General features: G+C 64.1%; 25 protein-coding genes. All 25 read right to left on the reverse strand.

From position 1 onward, the window contains the following. Positions 1-66 precede the first annotated feature (66 nt). Positions 67-1287, reverse strand: coding sequence for a tyrosine--tRNA ligase (tyrS, locus tag B5G12_RS03000; protein ID WP_087323709.1), 1221 nt, complete (start codon positions 1285-1287; stop codon positions 67-69). Between the two features lie 373 nt (positions 1288-1660). Beyond that, complete coding sequence (locus B5G12_RS03005) at positions 1661-2308, reverse strand: flavin reductase family protein (RefSeq protein ID WP_087323711.1); 648 nt, start codon at positions 2306-2308, stop codon at positions 1661-1663. Continuing rightward, positions 2305-2523: a hypothetical protein gene (locus tag B5G12_RS03010; protein WP_087323714.1), complete on the reverse strand. Its 219-nt coding sequence runs from the start codon at positions 2521-2523 to the stop codon at positions 2305-2307. Before B5G12_RS03010 ends, B5G12_RS03005 begins: the two co-directional genes overlap by 4 nt. A 102-nt stretch (positions 2524-2625) precedes the next feature. Continuing rightward, entirely contained in the window at positions 2626-4305 is a 1680-nt protein-coding gene (gene recN / locus B5G12_RS03015; protein WP_087323716.1) for a DNA repair protein RecN, read from the reverse strand. A gap of 27 nt (positions 4306-4332) precedes the next feature. Then, positions 4333-4821 (reverse strand): arginine repressor, encoded by a 489-nt coding sequence (locus B5G12_RS03020; RefSeq protein WP_087228624.1) that lies wholly within the window; start codon positions 4819-4821, stop codon positions 4333-4335. A gap of 45 nt (positions 4822-4866) precedes the next feature. Next, entirely contained in the window at positions 4867-5718 is an 852-nt protein-coding gene (locus B5G12_RS03025; RefSeq protein WP_087228626.1) for an NAD(+)/NADH kinase, read from the reverse strand. Positions 5719-5746: 28 nt separating this feature from the next. Further along, positions 5747-6550, reverse strand: coding sequence for a TlyA family RNA methyltransferase (locus tag B5G12_RS03030; protein ID WP_087323717.1), 804 nt, complete (start codon positions 6548-6550; stop codon positions 5747-5749). After that, positions 6547-8430, reverse strand: coding sequence for a 1-deoxy-D-xylulose-5-phosphate synthase (gene dxs / locus B5G12_RS03035; RefSeq protein WP_087323719.1), 1884 nt, complete (start codon positions 8428-8430; stop codon positions 6547-6549). Before dxs ends, B5G12_RS03030 begins: the two co-directional genes overlap by 4 nt. Before the next feature lie 39 nt (positions 8431-8469). Next, the gene (locus B5G12_RS03040; RefSeq protein ID WP_087228632.1) at positions 8470-8949 is read right to left on the reverse strand and encodes a divergent PAP2 family protein; all 480 of its coding nucleotides are present in this window, start codon (positions 8947-8949) and stop codon (positions 8470-8472) included. Positions 8950-8986: 37 nt separating this feature from the next. Then, on the reverse strand, positions 8987-9868 hold the full coding sequence (locus B5G12_RS03045; protein ID WP_087323722.1) for a polyprenyl synthetase family protein: 882 nt from the start codon (positions 9866-9868) through the stop codon (positions 8987-8989). After that, the gene (gene xseB, locus B5G12_RS03050) at positions 9865-10116 is read right to left on the reverse strand and encodes an exodeoxyribonuclease VII small subunit (RefSeq protein ID WP_242955904.1); all 252 of its coding nucleotides are present in this window, start codon (positions 10114-10116) and stop codon (positions 9865-9867) included. Before xseB ends, B5G12_RS03045 begins: the two co-directional genes overlap by 4 nt. Continuing rightward, positions 10094-11314, reverse strand: coding sequence for an exodeoxyribonuclease VII large subunit (xseA, locus tag B5G12_RS03055; RefSeq protein ID WP_087323723.1), 1221 nt, complete (start codon positions 11312-11314; stop codon positions 10094-10096). The genes xseB and xseA overlap by 23 nt, the downstream gene beginning before the upstream one ends. After that, a complete protein-coding gene (locus B5G12_RS03060) occupies positions 11302-12240 on the reverse strand; it encodes a tRNA (adenosine(37)-N6)-threonylcarbamoyltransferase complex transferase subunit TsaD (protein ID WP_087228640.1) in 939 nt (312 codons plus the stop codon). The genes xseA and B5G12_RS03060 overlap by 13 nt, the downstream gene beginning before the upstream one ends. Beyond that, a complete protein-coding gene (nusB, locus tag B5G12_RS03065) occupies positions 12237-12692 on the reverse strand; it encodes a transcription antitermination factor NusB (RefSeq protein ID WP_087228642.1) in 456 nt (151 codons plus the stop codon). The genes B5G12_RS03060 and nusB overlap by 4 nt, the downstream gene beginning before the upstream one ends. Positions 12693-12770: 78 nt before the next feature. Next, complete coding sequence (locus tag B5G12_RS03070) at positions 12771-13151, reverse strand: Asp23/Gls24 family envelope stress response protein (protein WP_087323725.1); 381 nt, start codon at positions 13149-13151, stop codon at positions 12771-12773. Positions 13152-13338: 187 nt separating this feature from the next. Then, positions 13339-13968 carry a SpoIIIAH-like family protein gene (locus B5G12_RS03075; RefSeq protein WP_087228646.1) on the reverse strand — a complete coding sequence of 210 codons (630 nt, stop codon included), beginning with the start codon at positions 13966-13968 and terminating at the stop codon, positions 13339-13341. Between the two features lie 45 nt (positions 13969-14013). Continuing rightward, positions 14014-14529 carry a SpoIIIAG-related protein gene (locus B5G12_RS15065; RefSeq protein ID WP_275532636.1) on the reverse strand — a complete coding sequence of 172 codons (516 nt, stop codon included), beginning with the start codon at positions 14527-14529 and terminating at the stop codon, positions 14014-14016. Positions 14530-14533: 4 nt separating this feature from the next. After that, positions 14534-15004, reverse strand: a complete 471-nt coding sequence (locus B5G12_RS03085; RefSeq protein WP_087323727.1) for a hypothetical protein — start codon at positions 15002-15004, stop codon at positions 14534-14536. A gap of 3 nt (positions 15005-15007) precedes the next feature. Further along, positions 15008-16093 (reverse strand): stage III sporulation protein AE, encoded by a 1086-nt coding sequence (locus tag B5G12_RS03090; RefSeq protein ID WP_087323730.1) that lies wholly within the window; start codon positions 16091-16093, stop codon positions 15008-15010. After that, positions 16075-16458, reverse strand: coding sequence for a SpoIIIAC/SpoIIIAD family protein (locus B5G12_RS03095; RefSeq protein WP_087228652.1), 384 nt, complete (start codon positions 16456-16458; stop codon positions 16075-16077). The genes B5G12_RS03090 and B5G12_RS03095 overlap by 19 nt, the downstream gene beginning before the upstream one ends. A gap of 12 nt (positions 16459-16470) precedes the next feature. Then, positions 16471-16665 (reverse strand): stage III sporulation protein AC, encoded by a 195-nt coding sequence (spoIIIAC, locus tag B5G12_RS03100; RefSeq protein ID WP_087228655.1) that lies wholly within the window; start codon positions 16663-16665, stop codon positions 16471-16473. 23 nt (positions 16666-16688) lie between these two features. Next, positions 16689-17174: a stage III sporulation protein SpoIIIAB gene (gene spoIIIAB, locus B5G12_RS03105; protein WP_087323731.1), complete on the reverse strand. Its 486-nt coding sequence runs from the start codon at positions 17172-17174 to the stop codon at positions 16689-16691. Next, on the reverse strand, positions 17171-18067 hold the full coding sequence (locus B5G12_RS03110; RefSeq protein WP_087323733.1) for an ATPase, T2SS/T4P/T4SS family: 897 nt from the start codon (positions 18065-18067) through the stop codon (positions 17171-17173). The genes spoIIIAB and B5G12_RS03110 overlap by 4 nt, the downstream gene beginning before the upstream one ends. 116 nt (positions 18068-18183) lie before the next feature. After that, positions 18184-19422 carry a SpoIVB peptidase gene (gene spoIVB, locus B5G12_RS03115; protein WP_242955906.1) on the reverse strand — a complete coding sequence of 413 codons (1239 nt, stop codon included), beginning with the start codon at positions 19420-19422 and terminating at the stop codon, positions 18184-18186. Between the two features lie 44 nt (positions 19423-19466). Then, positions 19467-20294, reverse strand: coding sequence for a hypothetical protein (locus tag B5G12_RS03120; protein WP_087323735.1), 828 nt, complete (start codon positions 20292-20294; stop codon positions 19467-19469). Position 20295: the final 1 nt, after the last annotated feature.

The raw sequence follows: 20295 nt of genomic DNA on the forward strand, positions 1-20295 counted from the left end.
GCCTCCCCTGTCCGGACATCCGGACGGGAGAGGCGCCGCTTTTTGTTGTGTTGTGCGGAAAGAGGGTTACAGGGTCACCTTATGGTAGACCTTCTTGCCCTTTTTGATGACGATGCCCTCGGCCAGCTGATCCGCGCTGAAGCAGGCGGTGGGAGCGGCCACCTTTTCGCCGTTGACCAGTACGCCGCCCTGGGTCACCAGACGACGGGCTTCGCCGTTGGAAGATGCCAGCCCCGCCTTGACCATCAGGGTCAGGATGCCGATGGAGCCGTCGGTCAGGTCAGCCTCGGTGAGGGTGGTGGTGGGCATATGCTCGGTGTCGGCGGCGTTGCCGCTGAACAGGGCGCGGGCTGCGTCCTGGGCCTTTTCGGCCTCCTCCTTGCCGTGGACCATGCTGGTCAGCTCGTAGGCCAGGATCTCCTTGGCCTCGTTGAGCTTCTGGTCCTTCCAGGTGTTCATCTCATCGATCTGCTCCAGAGGCAGGAAGGTGAGCATCCGGATGCACTTCATGACGTCGGCGTCATCCACATTGCGCCAGTACTGGTAGAAATCGAAGGGGCTGGTCTTGTTGGCGTCCAGCCACACTGCGTTGCCCGCAGTCTTGCCCATCTTTTTGCCCTGGGAGTCGGTCAGCAGGGTGATGGTCATGGCATAGGCGTCCTTGCCCAGCTTGCGGCGGATCAGCTCGGTGCCGCCCAGCATATTGCTCCACTGGTCGTCGCCGCCAAACTGCATATTGCAGCCGTAGTGCTGGAACATGTAGTAGAAGTCATAGCTCTGCATGATCATGTAGTTGAATTCCAGGAAGGACAGACCCTTTTCCATCCGCTGCTTGTAGCACTCGGCCCGCAGCATATTGTTGACCGAGAAGCAGGCGCCCACCTCGCGCAGCAGCTCAATGTAGTTCAGCTTGAGCAGCCAGTCGGCGTTGTTCAGCATCATGGCCTTGCCCTCGCCAAAGTCGATGAACCGCTCCATCTGCTTTTTAAAGCAGGCCGCATTGTGGTCGATGTCCTCTTTGGTCAGCATCTTGCGCATATCGGTGCGGCCCGAAGGGTCGCCGATCATGGTGGTGCCGCCGCCGATCAGGGCGATGGGCTTGTTGCCCGCCATCTGCAGCCGCTTCATCAGGGTCAGGGCCATAAAATGGCCAGCGGTCAGGCTGTCGGCGGTGCAGTCGAAGCCGATGTAAAAGGTCGCTTTGCCTTCGTTGATCACGTCGATGATCTCCTCATCGGTGATCTGGGCCACCAGGCCGCGGGCTTTCAGTTCGTCGTAGAGCTTCATAAGAACATACCTCCTGTTTTTGTACCCAGCGGAGGATAAAAAACACCCTCCGCCAACTTGAATTGGCAGAGGGCGAGAAGATCGCGGTACCACCTCTGTTTGCTGCCCCCTCACGGATGACAGCCTCATAAGTGCGGGCCCCTCAGTGGATGGACCAACACTCTGCGTTTGTAACGCTCGCACGCGGCGGGGCCTACTGGGCGCTGTGCGCCGGTTCAGCCTGCGGCTCCGGGAGGTATTTCACCTGCGGCTCTGCACGCCCCTTTCACCAGCCGGGGCCTCTCTGGGCAGAGCGGTTCAGGGTACTTGGTCCCATCATCGCCTTTACGATTGTCTATTGTACAGGAACAAAAGCGGAATGTCAAGGGGTTTTTCAATCCAGCCGCTCCACCTGCAGGGTGGCAATGCCGGACTGACCGGGCTGCCCGGTGACCAGATCCTGGGGCGCCGGGGTCAGCAGCATAAAACCGTCCGGACCATAGCGCTTTCCATAGCCGCGGGCGTAGTCCTGTTCCACCGAGGCGTGCTGTACCCGCCCGGTCACCATGGCGGTGATGCCGGAGCCGCTCAGGTCCTGCACCTGCTCCAGGGTGCATTCCAGGGTGAGGAAAGCCTCCTCTATGACCGGGGCGTGGATGGTCCTGGCCCGGTCCAACGCAAAGCCGCCGGCGGCAAACTCGTCTGTCTCCTCCTGGTTGTTGTGGATGGTCTGTACCAGGCGGTCGTAGCAGCCGATGGGCAGAAAGTTGACCGCAAAGCACCGCTCCCGCAGGATGTTGGCATAGGTATGGGTGTGCTGGTACAGATTGCCCATCACCGCAAAAAAGGCGGTCTTGTCCCCATGGAAGCAGCTCCATGCGTGGAAGCACACATTGGGCTTGCCGTTTGCCTTCCAGGTGGTGACGGCAAACAACACGGTGGGGATGCCCGCCGTGACCTCAAAGTGGGAAAAGAGTTCGAACTCCTCCGGATACGCCGGCCGGAAGTAAGACGGCAGTTCCTGCCCGATCTCGATCTTCATAAAGCCGCTTTCCCCTCTGCGATCAGGGCCAGCGCGCGCTTATACAGCGGGTCCAGCCGGCACCCGCAGCTGCCGCACTCTTTGTCGGCCTGCTGTAAGGCGGCGGTCAGAGCCGCAGGGTCACTCCGGCCTTCCAGCCATGCCTGGGCAGGGACCGCGATCAGCTCCCAGCCGGATGCGGCGAATGTCTCCATGATCTGTCTGAATTCTTCCATAGGTTCCTCATCCTCCTTGGCGCGGGGTGTCTTTCGGGCAAGATAAGGATACCATACGGCTTGCCGGAATACAACCGGAAAGCGCAAAAAAGCATCCGGCGGTCATCCCCGCGCCTCCTGTCCTGCCAGGTCCAGCATTTCCCGGGCATTGGCGCGGGCCAGGTCGGTGACATGGTCGCCCGAGATGAGGTGGGCCAAAGCGTCCACCCGGCCCTCAGTGTCCAGGGGGGTCACCTGCGTATAAGCCCGGTCCCCTTCCACCCGCTTTTGAATCAGCATATGGCAGTCGGCCAGGGCGGCGATCTGGGCGGTATGGGTGATGCAGAGGATCTGGTGGCCGCTGCGGGAACTCTGGCGCAGCACCTCGCCGATCTTCCCGGCCGCCTTGCCCGAAACGCCGCTGTCGATCTCGTCGTAGATGACGGTGGGCACGGCGTCCCTGTCGGCCAGGGCATTCTTGATGGCCAGGGTGATGCGGCTCAGTTCGCCTCCGGATGCGATTTTGGCCAGGGGTTTGGGCGGTTCGCCGGGGTTGGTGGCGATATAAAATTCGATGCTGTCCTGCCCGTGGCTGGCCAGCGGCCCACGGCTGTGCCGCAGGCTGAGCCGGACTCCCGGCATATTCAGGAAATCCAATGTATCCGAGATCTTGCGGTTGAGTTCCTCAAAAGCCTTCAGGCGGGTCTGGGTCAGGGCTTCGGCGGCTTCCCGGGCCAGACCGTACAGCCGCATCTTTTCAGCTTGCAGACGGTCGTGGTGCTCCTGGGAGAACTGGATGCGCTCCAGCTCTTCCCGGGCCTTTTCCCCAAAGGCCAGCACATCTTCCACCGTGTCGCCGTATTTCCGCTTGAGCTTGTAGATCAGGTCCAGCCGCTGCTCGATCTCGTCCAGTTCCCCGTCGTTGCTCTCGTAATCCTCCAGGCGGGAAGCCAGGTCGGCCGAAAGATCCTTGGCGGTGTAGTAGAGATCCAGCAGCTGGCCCGCGCTGTCCGCCAGGCCGCCGTCCAACTGGGCTGCGGCATCGATGGCGTTGGACGCTTCCCCCAGCAGATCCACTCCGCCGGCGGCCTCGTCCCCGCCCGACAGGGCTGCATAGGCCCGGGCGATCTGTTCCCGGATGGTGGAGGCGTTGGCCAGCACCTTACGGCGGCTCTCCAGGCTCTCCTCCTCCCCTGCGGTCAGGGCGGCGTCGTCGATCTCGTTCACCTGGTATTGCAGCAGGTCGGTCTTGCGGCGCTTCTCTTCCTCGTCGGTGACCAGGCTGTCCAGTTCCCGCTTGACCCGGATCAGCTCCTTGTAGATCTTGTAATAGGCCTGGTACTCGGACCGGTTCTGGGCATAATCGTCCAGCAGGGCCTGGTGATGGGCCGGGTTGAGCAGTCCCACCGAGTCGTGCTGGCCGTTGATATTGATCAGGCCCCCGCACAGTTCCCGCAGCAGGGCGGCGGTGGCGGGCATCCCGTTGATGCGGCAGCTGCTCTTGCCCTCGGCTGTGATCTCCCGGGTGAGCAAAAGCTCGTCGCAGCGCTCATAGCCCGCCTTTTCCAGGCTGTCCTGGACGGCGGCGGGCACCTGTTCGAAGGCGGCCCGGATGACGGCCTTGGACGCCCCCGACCGGACCAGATCCCGGGAGGTGCGGCTGCCAAGGATGGCGTTGATGGAATCGATCAGGATCGACTTGCCGGCGCCGGTCTCGCCGGTCAGCACGTTCAACCCTTTTTCAAAATGCACCGTGGCCTTCTGGATGACGGCCACATTTTCAATTTGCAGGCTGCTCAGCATTTCAATGCCTCATTTCCGCCGGAGCGGTCATTTATGTGCGATATAGCGTTCCAGCTCGGCGCTGATGTTTTTGGCGTCCCGCTCGGAGCGCACCAGCACCAAAAAGGTATCGTCACCCGAAAGGGAGCCCACCACGTTCTTCCACTGCATCGAGTCGAACACCTGGCAGGCGGCGTTGGCCATGCCGGGGTAGCATTTGACCATCACGATGTGCCCTGCAAAGTCCACGGCCAGCACCGATTCCCGGAAGATGGTCTCAAACCGTTCCTTGACTTTGGGGTCATACCGGTCGCTGTGGCTGGACACATAGCGGTATCCCTCGTCGGTGGCCGCTTTGACCAGACACAGCTCCCGGATGTCCCGGGAAATCGTGGCCTGGGTCACCTCATAGCCCTCGGCGTTTAAAAGGGTCTGCAGCTCTTCCTGGCGGCTGATGGGATGCTCACGGATCAGACGCAGAATGGCTTGCAGCCGTTCGGTGCGGGTCTTGGTATCTTCCTGGGGTTTCCGGCTCATGGAATTGCCGCCTCCTTTTCATTGTGCGCAGGGGTGGATATCAGTTCACCTTCTGCTTCTCAGCTTCTGGTCGATGGCCTGGAACTGGTCTGCCTGGCTGAAGGTGATCAGCTGGATGACCTGGTCGGACAGACGCACCACGGCGGTGGCGCCTGCCAGCAGCGGGTATCCGCTGTCTCCGTCGCAGCTGATGAACACCTCGTCGTCCTGCACCTGCCCCACGCCGATGCTGATCTTGCGCTCCTGCGCAAAGACCATGGGCGGGGTAGCCAGGCTGTGGGGGCAGATGGGGGTGACCACGATGCCCTTGGTCTGGGAATCCAGGATGGGGCCGCCCGCCGCCAGCGAATAGGCCGTGGAACCGGTGGGGGTGGCCACGATGACCCCGTCCCCCCGGAAATGCTCCACCAGGATATTGTCGCAGTAGACGCTGAAATCGATGGCCTGCTGCAGCCGCCCCTTGGTGACAACAACATCGTTGAGGGCATGGCCCTCCCAGTTGGGGTCGCCCAGCACACGCACATACAGCAACATCCGGTTGTCCAGGCTGTACTGTCCCCGCGCCACGGCGGCGAGCTTGGTCTCCATCTCGTCCACCTCGCAGGTGGCCAGAAAACCGCAGCGTCCCAGGTTGATGCCCAAAATGGGTTTGTGGTAACTCAACGTCAGATTGGCGACGTGCAGGATGGTGCCGTCACCGCCGATGGAGAGGATCACGTCGGTCTGCTCCAGGCAGGCGTCGAAGGGCAGATACTGCACCCCCGAGAGGTTGCAGTCCTTCTTCATGTTCTGATCCATCAGGACAGACGCCCCGTGGTTGTGCAAAATCTGCACCGCCCGCAGGGATACCTCTGCGGCAGAGCTCTTGCCTGGATTGGGGGCAATGTAGACGGTCATGGTTCCCACACCTCCTGTTCCAGTCATGTCAGCGGTCCAGCGCCTGGTGGCTGGCGGCCACCACGGCCGCCGCAGCCTCCTCCCCCAGTGTGCAGGGTTCGGCGCTCTTTTCCACAAACATCAGGTATTCGATATTTCCTTCCGGCCCTTTGACCGGGCTGAAATCCAGTCCGCGCACCGCAAAGCCGTTGGCGGCCGCATATCCCATGGCGTTGTGCAGCACCTCCTGGTGGGTGGCGGGGTCCCGGACCACGCCGTTTTTGCCCACCTTTTCCCGGCCCGCCTCAAACTGCGGCTTGACCAGGCAGACCCCGACGGCATCGGGGGTGGTCACCGCCCGGGCCACCGGGAAGATATGGTGCAGAGAAATAAAAGAGACGTCCACGCTGAAAAAGGCGATGGCATCTTCCAGCTGCTCGGGGGTGACATTGCGGATGTTGGTGCGCTCCATATTCACCACCCGGGGATCGGTGCGCAGGCTCCAGGCCAGCTGGCCGTACCCCACATCCACCGCATAGACTTTGGACGCGCCGTTTTGCAGCATACAGTCGGTAAAGCCGCCGGTGGACGCGCCGATGTCCATGCAGACCTTGCCTTTGGGACTGATGGGAAAGACCTGCATGGCTTTTTCCAGCTTGAGACCGCCCCGGCTGACGTAGCCGATGTCATGGCCCCGCACCTCCACCACAGCGTCCTCTTTGATCATGTCCCCGGCTTTGTCGGCCTTCTGGCCGTTGACAAAGACCACCCCGGCCATGATCATGGCCTTGGCCCGCTCACGGCTCTGGATCAGCCCATTCTGCACCAGGTATTGGTCCAAACGAATTTTCATAACCGTTCCTCTTTCTCTTGCAGGGCTTGCTGCAGGGTTTGGGCCAGGTGTTCCCCGTCCAGGCCCATAATGGCTTTCAGCTCCGGCACGGTGGCGTGGGTCAGCCGGGTATTGTCCACCCCGCAGCAGACCATGGCGCCCTGCCAGCCCAGCTGACACAGGCATGCCGTCAGCTGCTGGCCGATGCCGCCCCGTTCGATGCATTCCTCTGCAAACAAAACAACGTCAAACCGCATCAAATCGTGCAGAAGCTCCTCTGTAAAGGGATATATCTTTACAAGCTTGCAGACGCTGCATACGATCTTGCGCTCTGCCAGCAGGCTGGCCGCCGCCAGCACGTCTTCCACCTCGCTGCCGTAGCTGACCAGTACGGCCTTGGCCCCGACGGGGTCCTGCAGGAAATCGTAGTCCCTGCCGGTGCACCCATAGGAAGCCAGAGCTTTCACCTCTCCGCCCCGGGGGTAACGGATGGCCTGCGGCCCCGTCCTGTCCGGGCGCAGCAGCCGCAGCAGCCAATAGCGCAGTTCGGCATAGTTGGAGGGCGAGTAAGTGGGGATGCCCACCTGGCTCAGAAAGGCGGGATCGTAGATCCCCTGGTGGGTCTCGCCGTCGGCGGGCACCAGGCCCGCTCGGTCGATGGCAAAGACTACCTTGACTTGCAGCAGGCCCACATCGTGGATGATCTGGTCGTAGGCGCGCTGCAAAAAGGTGGAGTAAATGGCGGCCACCGGCGTCATGCCCTGGCTGGCCAGGCCGGCCGCAAAGGTGATCTCGTGCTGCTCTGCCATCCCCACGTCAAAAAAGCGGCTGGGAAAGGCCTTGCCAAAGAACTGCAGCCCCGTTCCATATTTCATGGCTGCGGTGATGGCGCAGATCTTGGGATCGGCGGCGGCAGCTTCGCACAGAGCCTTGCCGAAGGCGGTGGAGAAAGACGCCGGCGCCGAGACCTCCGGGTCGGGCACATAGCCCGGGCTGGAGGCGGACACACCGTGGTACTCACCGGGGTTTTCCTCGGCGGGAGGGTAACCCTTGCCCTTGGTGGTCACGACGTGCAGAAAGAGGGGCCCTGTGCGGGCGCAGAGATTGCGCAGCGTGCGCTCCAGCGCCTCCTCATTGTGGCCGTCCAGCGGGCCGAAATACTGGAACCCCATATCCTCGAACATGGTGGAATGGTACATGGCCCGCCGCACCATGGCTTTTGCCTGACTGAGAAAAGCCCGCAGGGGCGGCCCGATCAGGGGAACCTCGCTGATGGCGTCGCTGAGATGGCGGTTTACCCGGAAATATTCCGGGTCTGCCCGCAGCTGGGTGAGATAGCGGGCGATGGCCCCCACGTTTTTGGAAATGGACATCTTGTTGTCGTTCAGAATGACCATCAGGTTATCGAGGGCGGCGATGTTGTTCATCCCCTCGTAGACCATGCCGCCGGTGAAGGCGCCATCCCCGATGATGGCCACCACCCAGCCCGGCTCCCCCTTGAGCTTTTTGGCCCAGGCCATTCCGATGGCCAAAGAAAGGGCTGTGTTGCCATGCCCCGCAATGAAGGCGTCATGTACGCTCTCCCGGGGGTTGGGGAAACCGGAGATGCCGTCCAGCTGCCGCAGATGGGCAAAGCCTGCCTTGCGGCCGGTGAGCAGTTTGTGGGTATAGCACTGGTGCCCCACGTCGAACACCAGCTTATCCCGGGGAGAATCCAGCACACGGTGCAGGGCCACCGTCAGCTCAACGGTGCCCAGATTGGAGGCCAGATGTCCGCCGGTGTGCAGGACACTGTCCACCAGAAAGCGGCGTATCTCCCCGCACAACTGGATGACCTGCAGTTTGCTCAGTTTTTTGACATCCTCCGGCCCTGCGATCCGATCCAGCAGAGGGGTATCCATCCGAGTGCTCGCCTCCTTATGCGCCATGCTGTCCATAGTTTATGCCAGCACCCCGGACAGCGGATACAAAAAGCCCACAGCCGCACCTACGATCAGGCCGGCATAGACCTGCAGAGGGGTGTGGCCCACCATTTCTTTCAGGTGCATGGTCTGCAGGAAGGGCGAACGGCTCTCGTTTTCTTCCAGCCACATTTCGATGATGTTGTTCAGCACCTTGGCCTGTTCGCCGGTCTCGTGGCGGACGCCCATGGCATCGTGCATGGTGATGATCGCCACCACACAGGCGACTGCAAAGAGGGACGAATGCACCCCCTCCAGCCGGCCGGTGGCCACCACCATGGCGCAGACGGTAGCGCTGTGGGCGCTGGGCATACCGCCATCCCCCACCATCCGCTCCAGCTGCAGCTTGCCTGTCAAGATCGAGCTGATCGCAGTCTTGATCAGCTGCGCTGTGAGCCAGCCCAGGATCGAGACGGTCAGGATCTCATTCCATGATAAGATATTCCGGATCATTTCCATCGTCCTTTTCCCTTCTTTCCTGTGTTTTGGCCTGTCCTCAGCTGCGGCGTTCCAGCATGGCCGAAGCCAGCTGCTCCAGAAAAGCAGCCTTGTCCCCAAAGGCGGTGCGCACCGCCTCGCAGGTATCCTGGTTCACCTGCTGGGCCAGCGTCATGGCGCCGTCGGGGCCGTACAGCGTGACAAAGGTCGTCTTGCCGTTGGCCCGGTCGCTGCCGGCAGGCTTGCCCAGCTGCTCCGTGGTAGCGGTGGCGTCCAGCACGTCGTCCACGATTTGGAACATCAGCCCCAGGCCATAGGCGTACTGCTCCAGAGCCTCACGCTGGGCTGCATCGGCGCCGGCCGCCGCAGCGCCCATCTGGACGGCCGCGTTGATCAAAGCGCCGGTCTTGTTCCGGTGGATCTGCAGCAGCTGGCTCTCGGTGGTGTCCAGCACCTCGTACTTCAGATCCAGCTCCTGGCCATAGACCATGCCGCAGCTGCCCGCGCCCCGGCTCAGCGCCTGGACCGCCTGCAGGCAGACCTCCGGCGAAGCGGGGGCCTGGGCCGCCGCCTCAAAGGCTTCGGTCAGCAGCACATCGCCGGCCAGCAGGGCCGCGGCCTCTCCAAAAGCCTTGTGGCAGGAGGGCCGGCCCCGGCGCAGGTCATCGTCATCCATGCAGGGCAGATCGTCGTGGATCAGGGAGTAGCAGTGCAGCATCTCCACAGCCGCCGCAAACTGTTCGGCCGCAGCGCTGTCTCCCGCCAGCATATCACAGACACTGAGCACAAGCACCGCCCGCATCCGCTTGCCTCCGCCCATCAGGCTGTATCGGGCCGCCTGGCACACCTGCGATTCCGCCGGCAGATACCGCCGGCAGGCCTCCTCCAGGGCCCGCTTGGCCCGGGCCAGGTAAGCGTCATACTGTTGCTGATAGTTCATGCCTGTTCCTCCACGTTCTGTTCCGCATCCTGCCCTCCAGGGGCTGTGTTTGCAGCAGCCATCCGGCCGCTGATCTCGTCGATTTGCAGGGACGTTTTATCCAGGGTCCTGCTGCAATATTCCACCAGGCCGGCCGCTTCGGCATACAGTTTGACCGATTCGGCCAGGGTGGTTTCGTCGCTCTGCATTCTGGCAAGGATGTCCTCAAGGCGGGCCATCCCCTCTTCAAATGTTTTGGGTGCTTTCATCGGTCTCCTCCACTGCCGTCACCAGGCACTGCGCGCGGCGGTGCGCCGCCACCAGCCGGATGGTATCGCCCGGGGCCAGCTGGTCCGCCTGACGGATCTTGCCGTCTGCCCCGGCCACCATGGCATAACCCCGCGCCAGCACCTGATAGGGGCTGAGCGAGGCTGCCAGGGCTGCGGCGTGGCGGAACCGGCGGTCTTTTTCGCTCCAGCTCGCCCGGCTGCCCGCCTGCAGCGCTCCGCAGAGGGCCGAAAGCTGCTCTCTGCCCCGGCGCAGTTTTTGCCGCGGCAGGTCTCCGGCCAGGGCATCCGCATAGGCTTTGCAAGTATTATAGCATAAATCCCGGCGTTTTTGCATATTTCGATGCATATTTTCTTCCAATTCGTACAGCCTTGCCCGCAGCACCTGCCGGTCCGGCACGGCCAGTTCGGCGGCAGCCGAAGGGGTGGGGGCCCGCTGGTCGGCCACAAAGTCCAAAATGGTGTAGTCGATCTCATGGCCGATGGCGCTGATCAGGGGCGTTTTGCAGCGGTAGGCCGCCCGGGCGATGGCTTCGGCATTGAAGACCCACAGGTCCTCCCGGCTGCCGCCGCCCCGGGCCACGATGATCTCATCCACCCCGGCTTTGTCCAGCCTGGCAATGGCCGCCGCGATCTCCCCTGCCGCTTCAAAGCCCTGGACATTCACCGGGCACAGCAGCAGCCGCACTGCAGGCCACCGGCGTGCGATGACGTTCTTGATGTCCTGCAGCGCCGCGCCGGTGCGGCTGGTGACCAGCCCGATCCTCTGGGGGAAAGCGGGCAGGGGCTTTTTGTGCTCGGGGGCAAACAGTCCCTCTGCCTGCAATTTGGCCTTGAGCTGTTCCAGGGCCAGCTGGGCCTCTCCCACACCGTCCGGGAACATGGCGTTGACATAGACCTGGAATGCGCCGTCCCGCTCATACAGGGTGACCCGGCAGCGGACCACCACCTGCATCCCGTCCTGGGGGCGGAAGGCCAGCTGGCGGGCGTCCGAGCGGAACATCACCGCCTTGACGCTGCACTGCCCGTCCCGCAGGAAAAAGTAGCAGTGCCCGCTCTTGGCGTTCTGGACAAAGTTTGCGATCTCTCCCCGCAGGGCCACATCGTACAGCAGGTCGTTGTGGTCCAGCAGCGTCTTGACGTACCGGTTCAGGGCGGTCACGGTGATCACTTCAGCCATAGGCCCGCCTCCCGCGCTGCAAGCAGCGACACCCCGATGGCGTTGTCGCTTGCGTATTGTGCCGGCACAAACAGCACCGAGGGCAGGCGCTGCTGCACCCAGTCCCGGATGATATCGCTGCTCATGACGCCGCCGGCGCAGACCACCGGCAGCCCGGGATACTGCTCCAGAGCGGCCCGGGTCATCCGGACCACCGTGTCCGCCACGCAGAGCAGGCAGTATTTGCAGACATAGGCAGGGCTTTTGCCCTGGGCCAGCAGGGCGCCGCACTGGTTCTCCAGCCCCGAGAGACTGCAATCCATCCCCCGGACGCTGGACTTGGGCCGGATCGCATCGGGGCACTGGGCGGCCAGCCGGGACACCTCGGCCCCCGCCGGGAAGGCAAAGCCCAGCTTTACCCCCAGACGGTCCACGGCCTGTCCGGCGTAAAGATCGGTGCTGGTGCCCAGCTGCCGGATCTGGCGCACCTGGTCGCACAGCAGCAGGTCGGTGGTGCCCCCCGAAATGTGGAACAGCAGCACCTGCCGGCGGAACAGCTCCTCCCCTTTGGCCGCAAAAAGAGCCGCCGCCGCATGGCCCTGCTGGTGGGTGGTGCGCACCAGCGGCACTCCCCGGCCCAGAGCAAAGGCCTGCCCGGCGCCAACGCCTGCCAGAAAGCAGGGCATATAACTGCCCTCCACCGGACGCGGCTTTTCGGATACGCCCACCGCGTCGATCAAAGTCAGGTCGAATTCGGTCCCCAGTTCGGCCAGCATAGCGGGCAGGGCCGCGGTGTGGTGAAAGAGCGCGTCGCTCTGACGCAGGCCCAGCTGCCCTTCCTTCACCGGCAAAAAACGCTTTTTTGCGCAAATGACCTCCCCGGCTGTGGCAAAGACAGCCAGAGAGGTCGCATAGTTGCTGGTATCAATGCCCAGTGTATAGCTCACGGCTGTACAGGCTCCTCCTGCGCGCCGGCCTCGTCCTCTGTAAGGCCCGACTCCCGGGCGATGCTGCCCAGCAGGCCGTTGACGAACTGGTAATCCTCATCTGCGCCGTATTTTTTTGCCAGCTCCACCGCCTCGTTGATGGCGACGCTGGGCTTGTGCTCGGCACCGTACAACATCTCGGCGATGGCCAGACGCAGCACCGTGATGGTCACACGGGGGATGCGCTCCATGGTCCAGCCCCGCAGATGGGCGCGGATCAGGTCGTCCACCTCCGCCGAATGTTCGTAGTAATCCCGCAGAAGGCAGGCGCCAAAGGCGTCCACCGGGCGCTCCTCATCATTTTCACGGTTGGCCTCCAGGGCGTCCTCCAGGGGCAGTTCGCCAAACGTCTGGGAAAAGGCCAGCAGGAACGCATTTTCACGGGCCTGGCGGCGGGACATCTGATTTTCCATAGTATTCCTCTCACAACAATCAAATTCCCCTCTGCAGGCACACCTGCAGAGAGGTCGTTTTTCTTTATGATCTTTCGGTCACTCCGCGGCCGGATCGGACGGCTCGGCAGCCAGGCCCGCAATGATCAGGTTGACCCGGCTGACGGTGACGCGGGTCATATTCTGGACCGCGTTCTTCACATTCTTCTGCACCTTTTCGGCCATGACCGGAATGCAGGTGCCGAAGCGGACCACCAGGTTCAGGGTGATATCCGCCGTGCCTTCCCGCATCTCCACCGTGACCGGCGACTGAATGTTGACCATCTCCAGCAGCTCTTTGGTTTTTTTGCTCTGCTGCCTGCCGCAGGAGACTTCGGCCACACCCTCGATCTCAAGCGCCGCGCAGCGCGCGATCTTTGCGATGACCTCTGTGGAGATCTGAAGGCTCCCGCCCATAAGATCCATATTCTGCATATCCATTCTACGGTCCTCCGTTCATTCCGGCACGATTTGGATGCCGTTGCTCTGGTCCTGCCGCCTCCGCTATGCTGCGCAGGGCGGACAGCCTTTTTGCAGTTTTGCGCCCGGCTCGGGCTGCCGCGCTTTGGGGCCGGATCACTGCTTGTGCAATTATTATACCATCCTTTTTGCATTTTCACAACACCTTTTACTTGACTTCCACCACAGTGATATTCTGGGCAGTCACATTGCTTTTACTCATCACGATGTCACGGATCTGGGCCACCTGGGCGGCGGTCAGCGCCTCCCCCGAGGTCATCACGGTCAGATCCGCCCGGCCTGACTGCAAAAAGCACAGACAGTCGGCAAAGCCTTTGGCTTTGATCAGGGTCTCGATCTCGTTTTCTGCGTTGATGTCCTCCAGATTGGCGGTCATCTGGGCGGTGTAATCCGCCTTTTCCTGTTCGGACAGGGAGGAATCCTTCAGGGTTTTCTGGATGGTGTCCAGCGCCTCGTCGTGGGCTTTTTCCCGTTTGAGCCTGGCCTCGTCGAAGAACTGGCTGCCGGTGTCGTTGGCCACGCTGACCAGCTGGGCTTCGCCATAGTTTTTGCTCACCGAAGAAGCCGCTTCCGCCTCGGTGGGCAGCGCGTCGGTGATCCGGGCCTTGCCGGACGGCTCAGAGGACGCGGACTGGGAAGCGGCGGAGGCGGCAGTCTCCACCGACAAAGCGTCCAGGTCTGTTTGGGCGTACTGCCAGTTCAGATAGCAGGCCACCGCCAGGGCGGCAGCCAGGGTGACAGCGGTGGCACGGCGGGTGTTTTTGGCGATGTTTCTCATAGAACGGTCCCTCCCTTAAGTAGTCGATGATGGATGGGGCGGCGGTCAGCTTTGGCGCTGCTCCACGCAGATGCGGTTGGCGGGCACGTCGAGCAGCGCCGATACCAGCGCTGTGATCCGCGCTTCCACCCCCACGTCCCCGCCCCCTTCGCACAGGACGGCCACCCCGCAGACGGTGGGCAGGTAGGTAGTCTCCTCCAGTGCGGAGCCATCCTCCAGAAGGACGTGGGTCTGCTGGCTCTGGCCGCTGCCTGTCTGGGTGTCCAGCGCATAGATCCTCTCCTCTCCGCTTTCCAGCGTGATCATTACGGTGGTCCGGCCGGCTCCCTCCATCTGGCCGATCAGCTCTGCCAGGCGGGTCTCCAGCCGGGCCTGGTATGCCTCGGCGTCCGGAGCGGCCGCATCCTGCTGCGAAGAAGCCTGTCGGGGTGCGGCGGGCCACAGTTCGCTGCACAGGATCAGCAGCATGGCCGCCGTGCCCAGCAGCACCGCCAGGGAGGCGGCCCGGGGCTTTTCCTTCTGGCCCTTCAGCCAGGCTGCCAGGCGTTCCTGCCAAGCCATGGTCTCATCCTCCTTCCGGCGTTTCGCTCCACTGGATCTCCTCTGCCCCGATGCCCAGGGCATCGCAGAGCAGCCGCTGGGCCGCCGCCCTGCCCTGGGGCGGGCATCCCGTCACCTGCACCCACGCGGCCCGGACCCCGGCGTCGGAGGGCTCGAGACGGACCTGCACCGTCACGTCCAGGTCTTCCTGTCCGGCCAGCTGCCGGGCCAGGTCTGCGGACAGGTCCCGTTCGGCCTGCCGGAGGATGGCCTCCTCCGCTGTGCCGTAGGAGGAAGCGGTCACCTGGGGCAGGACCAGATCGGCCGCCCCGGCCCGGATGTCGGGCAGGGCATGAAAAAGGGCTACTAAGATATATAACCCCGCCGCCGCTTTTATGCACTGGCGGCCCCGCACATCCCCCAGCAGCCGTCCCACCAGTTCGGCGCAGATACAGGCGGTGCAGAATACGGCCACCGCCGTCTTGAGCTGCTGCATCCTTCATCCGCCTCCCATCGCAAACAGCAGGGCTGTGCCCAGGACCGCCATTCCAAAGACCAGCGCCGTGGCCGCCGCCAGGCCCTGCACTGCTTCCCGCAGGCAGTTGAACAGGGCGGCGCACCGGCTGATCCCTGCCGCGCTGCACAGCAGCTCGCAGCCAAACAGCAGCGCCGCATGGACCAACAGGATCATGTACAGGGGCAGGAACTCGGCGGCCAGCACAGCGATGGCGCCAAAGCCCAGCCCGCTTTTCAGCAGCTGCATCCCGCTGAGCACCGTGCCGGCCGCATCGCTGAGGCTCTGCCCGATGATGGGCACCGTACCGGTGAGCAGCTGGCCCAGCTGCTGGCTGGTGCGGTCCAGCTGGACGGTAAAGACCCGCTGCAGCCCCAGCAGAGCCCCAAATGCCCGGCCGGCCCAGCCCAGTCCCTTGCGGAACAGCTGTCCCACGCTGCGGCAGGCTGTGGCCAGAGCGGCCTCGGTGCTGATGCAGCAGGCGGTGCTGAGGGCAAGGTAGCAATGGAGCAGCGGCGGCACCCAGCTGCAAAGAAGCTGGGCCAGCAGGCACAGCCCCGTAAGGAACAGCCCGCCGGCAGCCGCCGCCGCGGTGGGTTCGCCGCCGGCGATCAAGACCCCTTCGTACACGGGGATGAAGCCCAGCAGAAACATCCGCCACCCCTCCAGCTTTTCGCATACCGTTTGAGCCAGAGCGGCCAGGGCGGCCCAGCACAGCAGGGCGCTGCCCCCTGCCGCCGCCAGGTCCAGCAGGTCGGCCCGGCCCTCCTGGGCAAAAAAGGAGAGCAGCACCACCACCAGCAAAAACAGCAGCACCTGGGCATAGCCCGCCACCGAATCCCGCATGGTTTGGGCCAGGTCCCCTGGCAGGATATCCCGGACGGCCCGCCACGGGTCCTCCACAAAATCCTCCAGGGTGACGGGGGCGCTGTCCAGATAGGGCTGCCAGCTTTCCTGGCCGGGCAGGGCCTGCTGGTCAGCGGCAAGCGCGGCGGCCCGGGGCGCAGCCAGGCCCAGCAGCAGGACCGCCGCCGCTGTCAGCGCCGTGCGCTTCAACCAGTCCATTCCCATATCATTTTGCAGACCTCCTCCAACAGGGGCCAGAGCGCGGCCAACGTCAGCACCCGCCCCGCAAAGGCCGTGCACCAGGCCAGGGCCTCGGCCTCGGCTTCCTTGCACACGGCGCAGGCATAATCGGTCAGCAGCAGCACCCCGGCGCACCGCAGCAGGCTGGTAAAGGCCACGCCGTCCACCCGGCCTGCCAGGGCGGTCAGGCCGGCGGCCATCCCCTGCAGGACAGCGGTCAGCCGGGCCAGGATGGCCAGCCCTGCCGCCAGCGACAACAGCAGGGCAAAGGCCGGGGCGGACCGGTGCAGCAGGCCGTACAATAGGGCCGCCGCTGCCGCCAGCCCCAGCGTGGGCAGCAGCGCTTCCATCAGCGCCACCGCCTAGAGGGCAAACAGGGATTTGATGGTCACAAACAGGTCGCTGATCTGCTGCACCAGCATGGACAAGACCACCACCAGCCCTGCCAAGGTGGTCATCATGGCCTGATCCTCCCGGCCCGAGCGGATCAGCAGCTGGTTGAGCACTGCCACGATGATCCCGATGGCTGCGATTTTGAAAACGAGATCGATCTCCAAAGCCCTGTCATCTCCTTTGCTTTTTATAGCACCAGCAGCCCCAGTATGGCGCCGGCCGCCAGGCCCAGCCGCCGGTCCATGCTGGCGGAAAGCCGCTCCTCCTCCCTGGCCTTTTCCAGAAATACACCGAACCGCCGCAGGTAATAATCCAGCTGGGCGCAGGCCCGTCCGGCGTCGGTGCGGCCCAGCTGGCCAAAACAGACCGCAAAGCAGGCGGCTTCCTCCAAACTCAGGTCGGCGGGGGGCTGCATCCCGGCAAAGCACTCTGCTTTTTTCATCGCCCGGCCCAGGCTGTCCCCGGGGCTGTACTCGTCTGCCAGGGTGCGGTACAGCTGTCCCAGGTCCGTGCGCCGGTAGGCGATCTCCTGCCGCAGCCTGGTCAGCAGGGCAATGGTCTGTTCCAGGGTGCGGCGGCGCCGGGCCAGCTTCTGGCGGCGGGCGTCCCCCGCGCAAAAACCACAGACGGCCAGCAGGGCGGCGGCAGCCCAGCGCAATGCTGCGGCGCTCATAACAAGTGCACCCCGCTGATCCGGCCGGGGTCCTGCCGGCCGGCCAACACCACCACGGCCCGCAGCATCTTCTGCTGCATCATGTATGCCACCTGGGGACGGCGCATCGCCTCCTCCAGGCTGGCGGCGTGGAGGCTCGCAATGCAGTCCGCCCCGCCAAAGAACCCCTGCTCAAGCCCCCGCACCTCCTCCATGCCGCCCAGCTCGTCCAGTACCACCACCTGGGGGGCCAGGGTCCGCAGGGCCATTTGCAGAGCCTTTTCTTTGGGCAGCCCGGCGATCCGGTCCAGGGGCGGCTGCTGTCCGGCCAGCCCCTGGGGCCACAGTTCCTCCCTCTGGTCGATGACGGCCACCGCCCGGCCCAGCCCGGCCAGAAAGGCCGCCATGGCGCGCAGCAGGGTGGTCTTGCCGCTGTCGGGTTCCCCGGCCACCAGAAGCCCGGTAAAATGCCCGGCCAGCAGGGTTTTCAGCCGGGGCGGCAGGACCGCCTTTTTGGCCCGGGCAATCCGCAGATCCAGGGAATACACCTCCTGCAGCACCACCCCTTCTTCCGGGTGGTCCAGGTAGCGCCCGCCCACCCCCACCCGGTGCCCGCCGGGCAGGGTGAGATAGCCCTGGGCCAGCTCCGCCTGGTGGGTGTGCACCGACTTGCCGCAGAGGGTATAAAGGGCTTCCTCCAGCTGATCCCGGGTGGGCCGCAATCGGGTCAGCTCTTCCGGGCAGCCGGGCAGCTGTCCGGCCGGGCAAAGCCGTCCCGAAAGGTTCATCCAGACCGGACACTCTGCCCGCAGCCGCACTTCATGCACCTGCTGTGCAGTCCGGGGTCCCACCCGGGCCAGCGGCCCGCTCAAAAAGGGCGGCAGCGCCTGCACCGCCTGCTGATACTCGTCCATCTCTGTCCACCTCCTTGGCCCGGTCGCCCGGGGTTACAACACTATATGGCCCGGCCTGTCCCTTTAGAACCGCGCAGGCGCCGGGCCGGGGGCTGCTGCTCCCCTGCCCGGCGCCCTTATGCGGCTGGTTCTTCTTCCAGGCTCTCGGCCTGGGCCAGCATGGTCTCGGCAAAGATGGCATACCCACGGGTGGGATCGTTGACCAGCACATGGGTCACCGCCCCCGCCAGCCTGCCGTTCTGAAGGATGGGACTGCCGCTCATCCCCTGGACGATGCCCCCAGTCTGTCCCAGCAGGTCAGGGTCTGTGACATGGATGACCATATTGCGGATCTCCTCCGCGTCGGACACCTTCTCGATCTCCACGTCGTACAGCTGCGGGGTCTGGCCCAGGATGGTGGTCAGGATCTGGGCCGGGCCCGCCGTCACCTCCTGGGCAAAGGCTACTTCCATCCGGGTGCCGGAGAAGCTGGTCCGGGTCTGCCCGTAGACGCCGTTCTCCCCGTTGATCGCAATGGTGCCCACGGCGTGGCTGCCGATGAACTTGCCCTTCAGCTCGCCGGGACTGCCGGCGGTGCCCACGGCACAGCCCACGATCTCACAGGGAACGATCTCCCCGCTGCGCAGCGCAATGCTCTGGCCGGTGTCCCCGTCGCTGATGGAGTGGCCCAGGCCCGCAAAGACCCCCTTTTCCTCGTCGATGAAGGTCAGGGTCCCCACCCCCGCAGAGGAATCCCGCACCCACATGCCCGCCCGCCATTCCCCGGCGGCGGCATCCCAGCAGGGGGTGAGCCGGGCCTCACGCTGTTCCCCGTCCCGGACGTACACCACCCGCACCGGCTGTCCGGCGGCGGCAGCCAGGGCGGCTTTTACGGCGTCGTTGCCCTCGGTGGGGGTGTCCCCGATGCAGATCACACGGTCGCCCAGGCGCAGCCCCGCGGCTTTGGCCGGGTTGACCGGGGCGCCGGCGTCGTCGGTGAGGTCGGTAAAGCCCACGATCAGCGCTCCCTCCGAGAACATCTTGACCCCGAAGGGAGTGCCGCAGACGGTGACGCTCTGCCGCGGGGTGACCACGGCCTGCACCCGCTTGACGGGAAATATGCCGCCGATCGAGAGGGTGGCCTGGTAGCTGCCCACCGTCCGGGTGCTGACCACGTTCCGCGCTCCGCCGCTGCCCAGAGGCTGGATATAGGAAAACCGCGGCAGGGCCAGCGTCTGGCCCGGTTCCAGTAGGATATGGTCGGGCAGGCTGCTGTACAGCCAGCCCAAGGCGGCCGTCAGGGCCACCAGCAGATAAGAAATGCCCAACCGGCCCAGCGGGCAGGTACGGGCTTTTTTACGGCCTGTTCTTCTCACGTTGACGCTCCCTTATTTTGGTTTTGGGCGGAAGCCGGGTCTTTCTACCCGGTGTTGCGCTGCCAGAGGGTGCGCAGCACAAAGGCCAGCATACACAGCCGCCACAGCGCCGCCGTCAGCCACACCAGCAGGAACAAGGCATCCAGGCGTGAAAAATAGCCCAGCGACCAGGCCCGCAGCAGCTCGATGCCGGTGTAGCCGGACCCTGCCATCCGCCCCAGTACCAGCTGCAGCACAAAGGCGTAGCCGGCCTGGGCCAGGTAGCTCCAAAGGGGCAGCCAGGCGCCGCGCCGCCTTTCCTGCCCGGTGCACAGCAGAGGCAGGGCAAAATATTCCGGGTAAAGGGCTGCCGGCGGCCACCCGTCTGTCAGCAGCGGAGCGGGGCTGTCCGCAAGCAGGCGCGGCCAGCTCATCTGGTCCCACAGCCCCGCCAGACAGACCAGAACGCCGGCAGCCAGCAGCCACCAGAGCGCCCGGGCTGCGCGGTCCAGGGCGGCGGCGTTCAGCTGCCAGGAGGCCAGCAGCAGCAAGGGCAGCACCGCGATCAGCGCGTTGGAGGCAAAGTGTTCCCGGCAGACGGTCTGGGCTGTGACGGCCGTGCGGACGAATTCCACCCCGAACCAGAGAAAAAAGCCCCAGCCCGCCAGACGGGGCAAAAAGCCCGACCCGTCGAACAGGCCGGTCTTTTGGGCCCAAAGCGCAAACATCCGGCAGAGCACTGCCAGCGCCAGGGCGCTCAGAAGCCCCAGCAGCAGGACGCTGCGCGCGCTGTAAGCTCCTGCTTTGCCATAAAAGCTGCCGGCCAGGGTGGCCGTGACCATTCCCAGCCCCAGCGCCGGCAGAGAAAAGCCCCTGTCTTTTTCCTGCTGCATC

It is taken from the genome of Faecalibacterium sp. An58, assembly GCF_002161515.1.
GTDB classification, from domain to species: Bacteria; Bacillota; Clostridia; order Oscillospirales; family Ruminococcaceae; genus Faecalibacterium; species Faecalibacterium avium.

Bases quoted from the DNA above. Each gene is read 5' to 3' on its own strand.
- nusB (WP_087228642.1), bottom strand. From the start codon at position 12,692: ATGGAAAATCAGATGTCCCGCCGCCAGGCCCGTGAAAATGCGTTCCTG.
- B5G12_RS15065 (WP_275532636.1), bottom strand. From the start codon at position 14,529: ATGGCTTGGCAGGAACGCCTGGCAGCCTGGCTGAAGGGCCAGAAGGAA.
- B5G12_RS03070 (WP_087323725.1), bottom strand. From the start codon at position 13,151: ATGGATATGCAGAATATGGATCTTATGGGCGGGAGCCTTCAGATCTCC.
- B5G12_RS03075 (WP_087228646.1), bottom strand. From the start codon at position 13,968: ATGAGAAACATCGCCAAAAACACCCGCCGTGCCACCGCTGTCACCCTG.
- B5G12_RS03040 (WP_087228632.1), bottom strand. From the start codon at position 8,949: ATGGAAATGATCCGGAATATCTTATCATGGAATGAGATCCTGACCGTC.
- B5G12_RS03005 (WP_087323711.1), bottom strand. From the start codon at position 2,308: ATGAAGATCGAGATCGGGCAGGAACTGCCGTCTTACTTCCGGCCGGCG.
- B5G12_RS03045 (WP_087323722.1), bottom strand. From the start codon at position 9,868: ATGAACTATCAGCAACAGTATGACGCTTACCTGGCCCGGGCCAAGCGG.
- B5G12_RS03010 (WP_087323714.1), bottom strand. From the start codon at position 2,523: ATGGAAGAATTCAGACAGATCATGGAGACATTCGCCGCATCCGGCTGG.
- recN (WP_087323716.1), bottom strand. From the start codon at position 4,305: ATGCTGAGCAGCCTGCAAATTGAAAATGTGGCCGTCATCCAGAAGGCC.
- xseA (WP_087323723.1), bottom strand. From the start codon at position 11,314: ATGGCTGAAGTGATCACCGTGACCGCCCTGAACCGGTACGTCAAGACG.
- xseB (WP_242955904.1), bottom strand. From the start codon at position 10,116: ATGAAAGCACCCAAAACATTTGAAGAGGGGATGGCCCGCCTTGAGGAC.
- B5G12_RS03110 (WP_087323733.1), bottom strand. From the start codon at position 18,067: ATGGACGAGTATCAGCAGGCGGTGCAGGCGCTGCCGCCCTTTTTGAGC.
- B5G12_RS03030 (WP_087323717.1), bottom strand. From the start codon at position 6,550: ATGAAAATTCGTTTGGACCAATACCTGGTGCAGAATGGGCTGATCCAG.
- B5G12_RS03095 (WP_087228652.1), bottom strand. From the start codon at position 16,458: ATGGAAGCGCTGCTGCCCACGCTGGGGCTGGCGGCAGCGGCGGCCCTA.
- B5G12_RS03120 (WP_087323735.1), bottom strand. From the start codon at position 20,294: ATGCAGCAGGAAAAAGACAGGGGCTTTTCTCTGCCGGCGCTGGGGCTG.
- B5G12_RS03090 (WP_087323730.1), bottom strand. From the start codon at position 16,093: ATGGGAATGGACTGGTTGAAGCGCACGGCGCTGACAGCGGCGGCGGTC.
- spoIIIAB (WP_087323731.1), bottom strand. From the start codon at position 17,174: ATGAGCGCCGCAGCATTGCGCTGGGCTGCCGCCGCCCTGCTGGCCGTC.
- tyrS (WP_087323709.1), bottom strand. From the start codon at position 1,287: ATGAAGCTCTACGACGAACTGAAAGCCCGCGGCCTGGTGGCCCAGATC.
- dxs (WP_087323719.1), bottom strand. From the start codon at position 8,430: ATGGATACCCCTCTGCTGGATCGGATCGCAGGGCCGGAGGATGTCAAA.
- B5G12_RS03020 (WP_087228624.1), bottom strand. From the start codon at position 4,821: ATGAGCCGGAAACCCCAGGAAGATACCAAGACCCGCACCGAACGGCTG.
- B5G12_RS03085 (WP_087323727.1), bottom strand. From the start codon at position 15,004: ATGCAGCAGCTCAAGACGGCGGTGGCCGTATTCTGCACCGCCTGTATC.
- B5G12_RS03025 (WP_087228626.1), bottom strand. From the start codon at position 5,718: ATGACCGTCTACATTGCCCCCAATCCAGGCAAGAGCTCTGCCGCAGAG.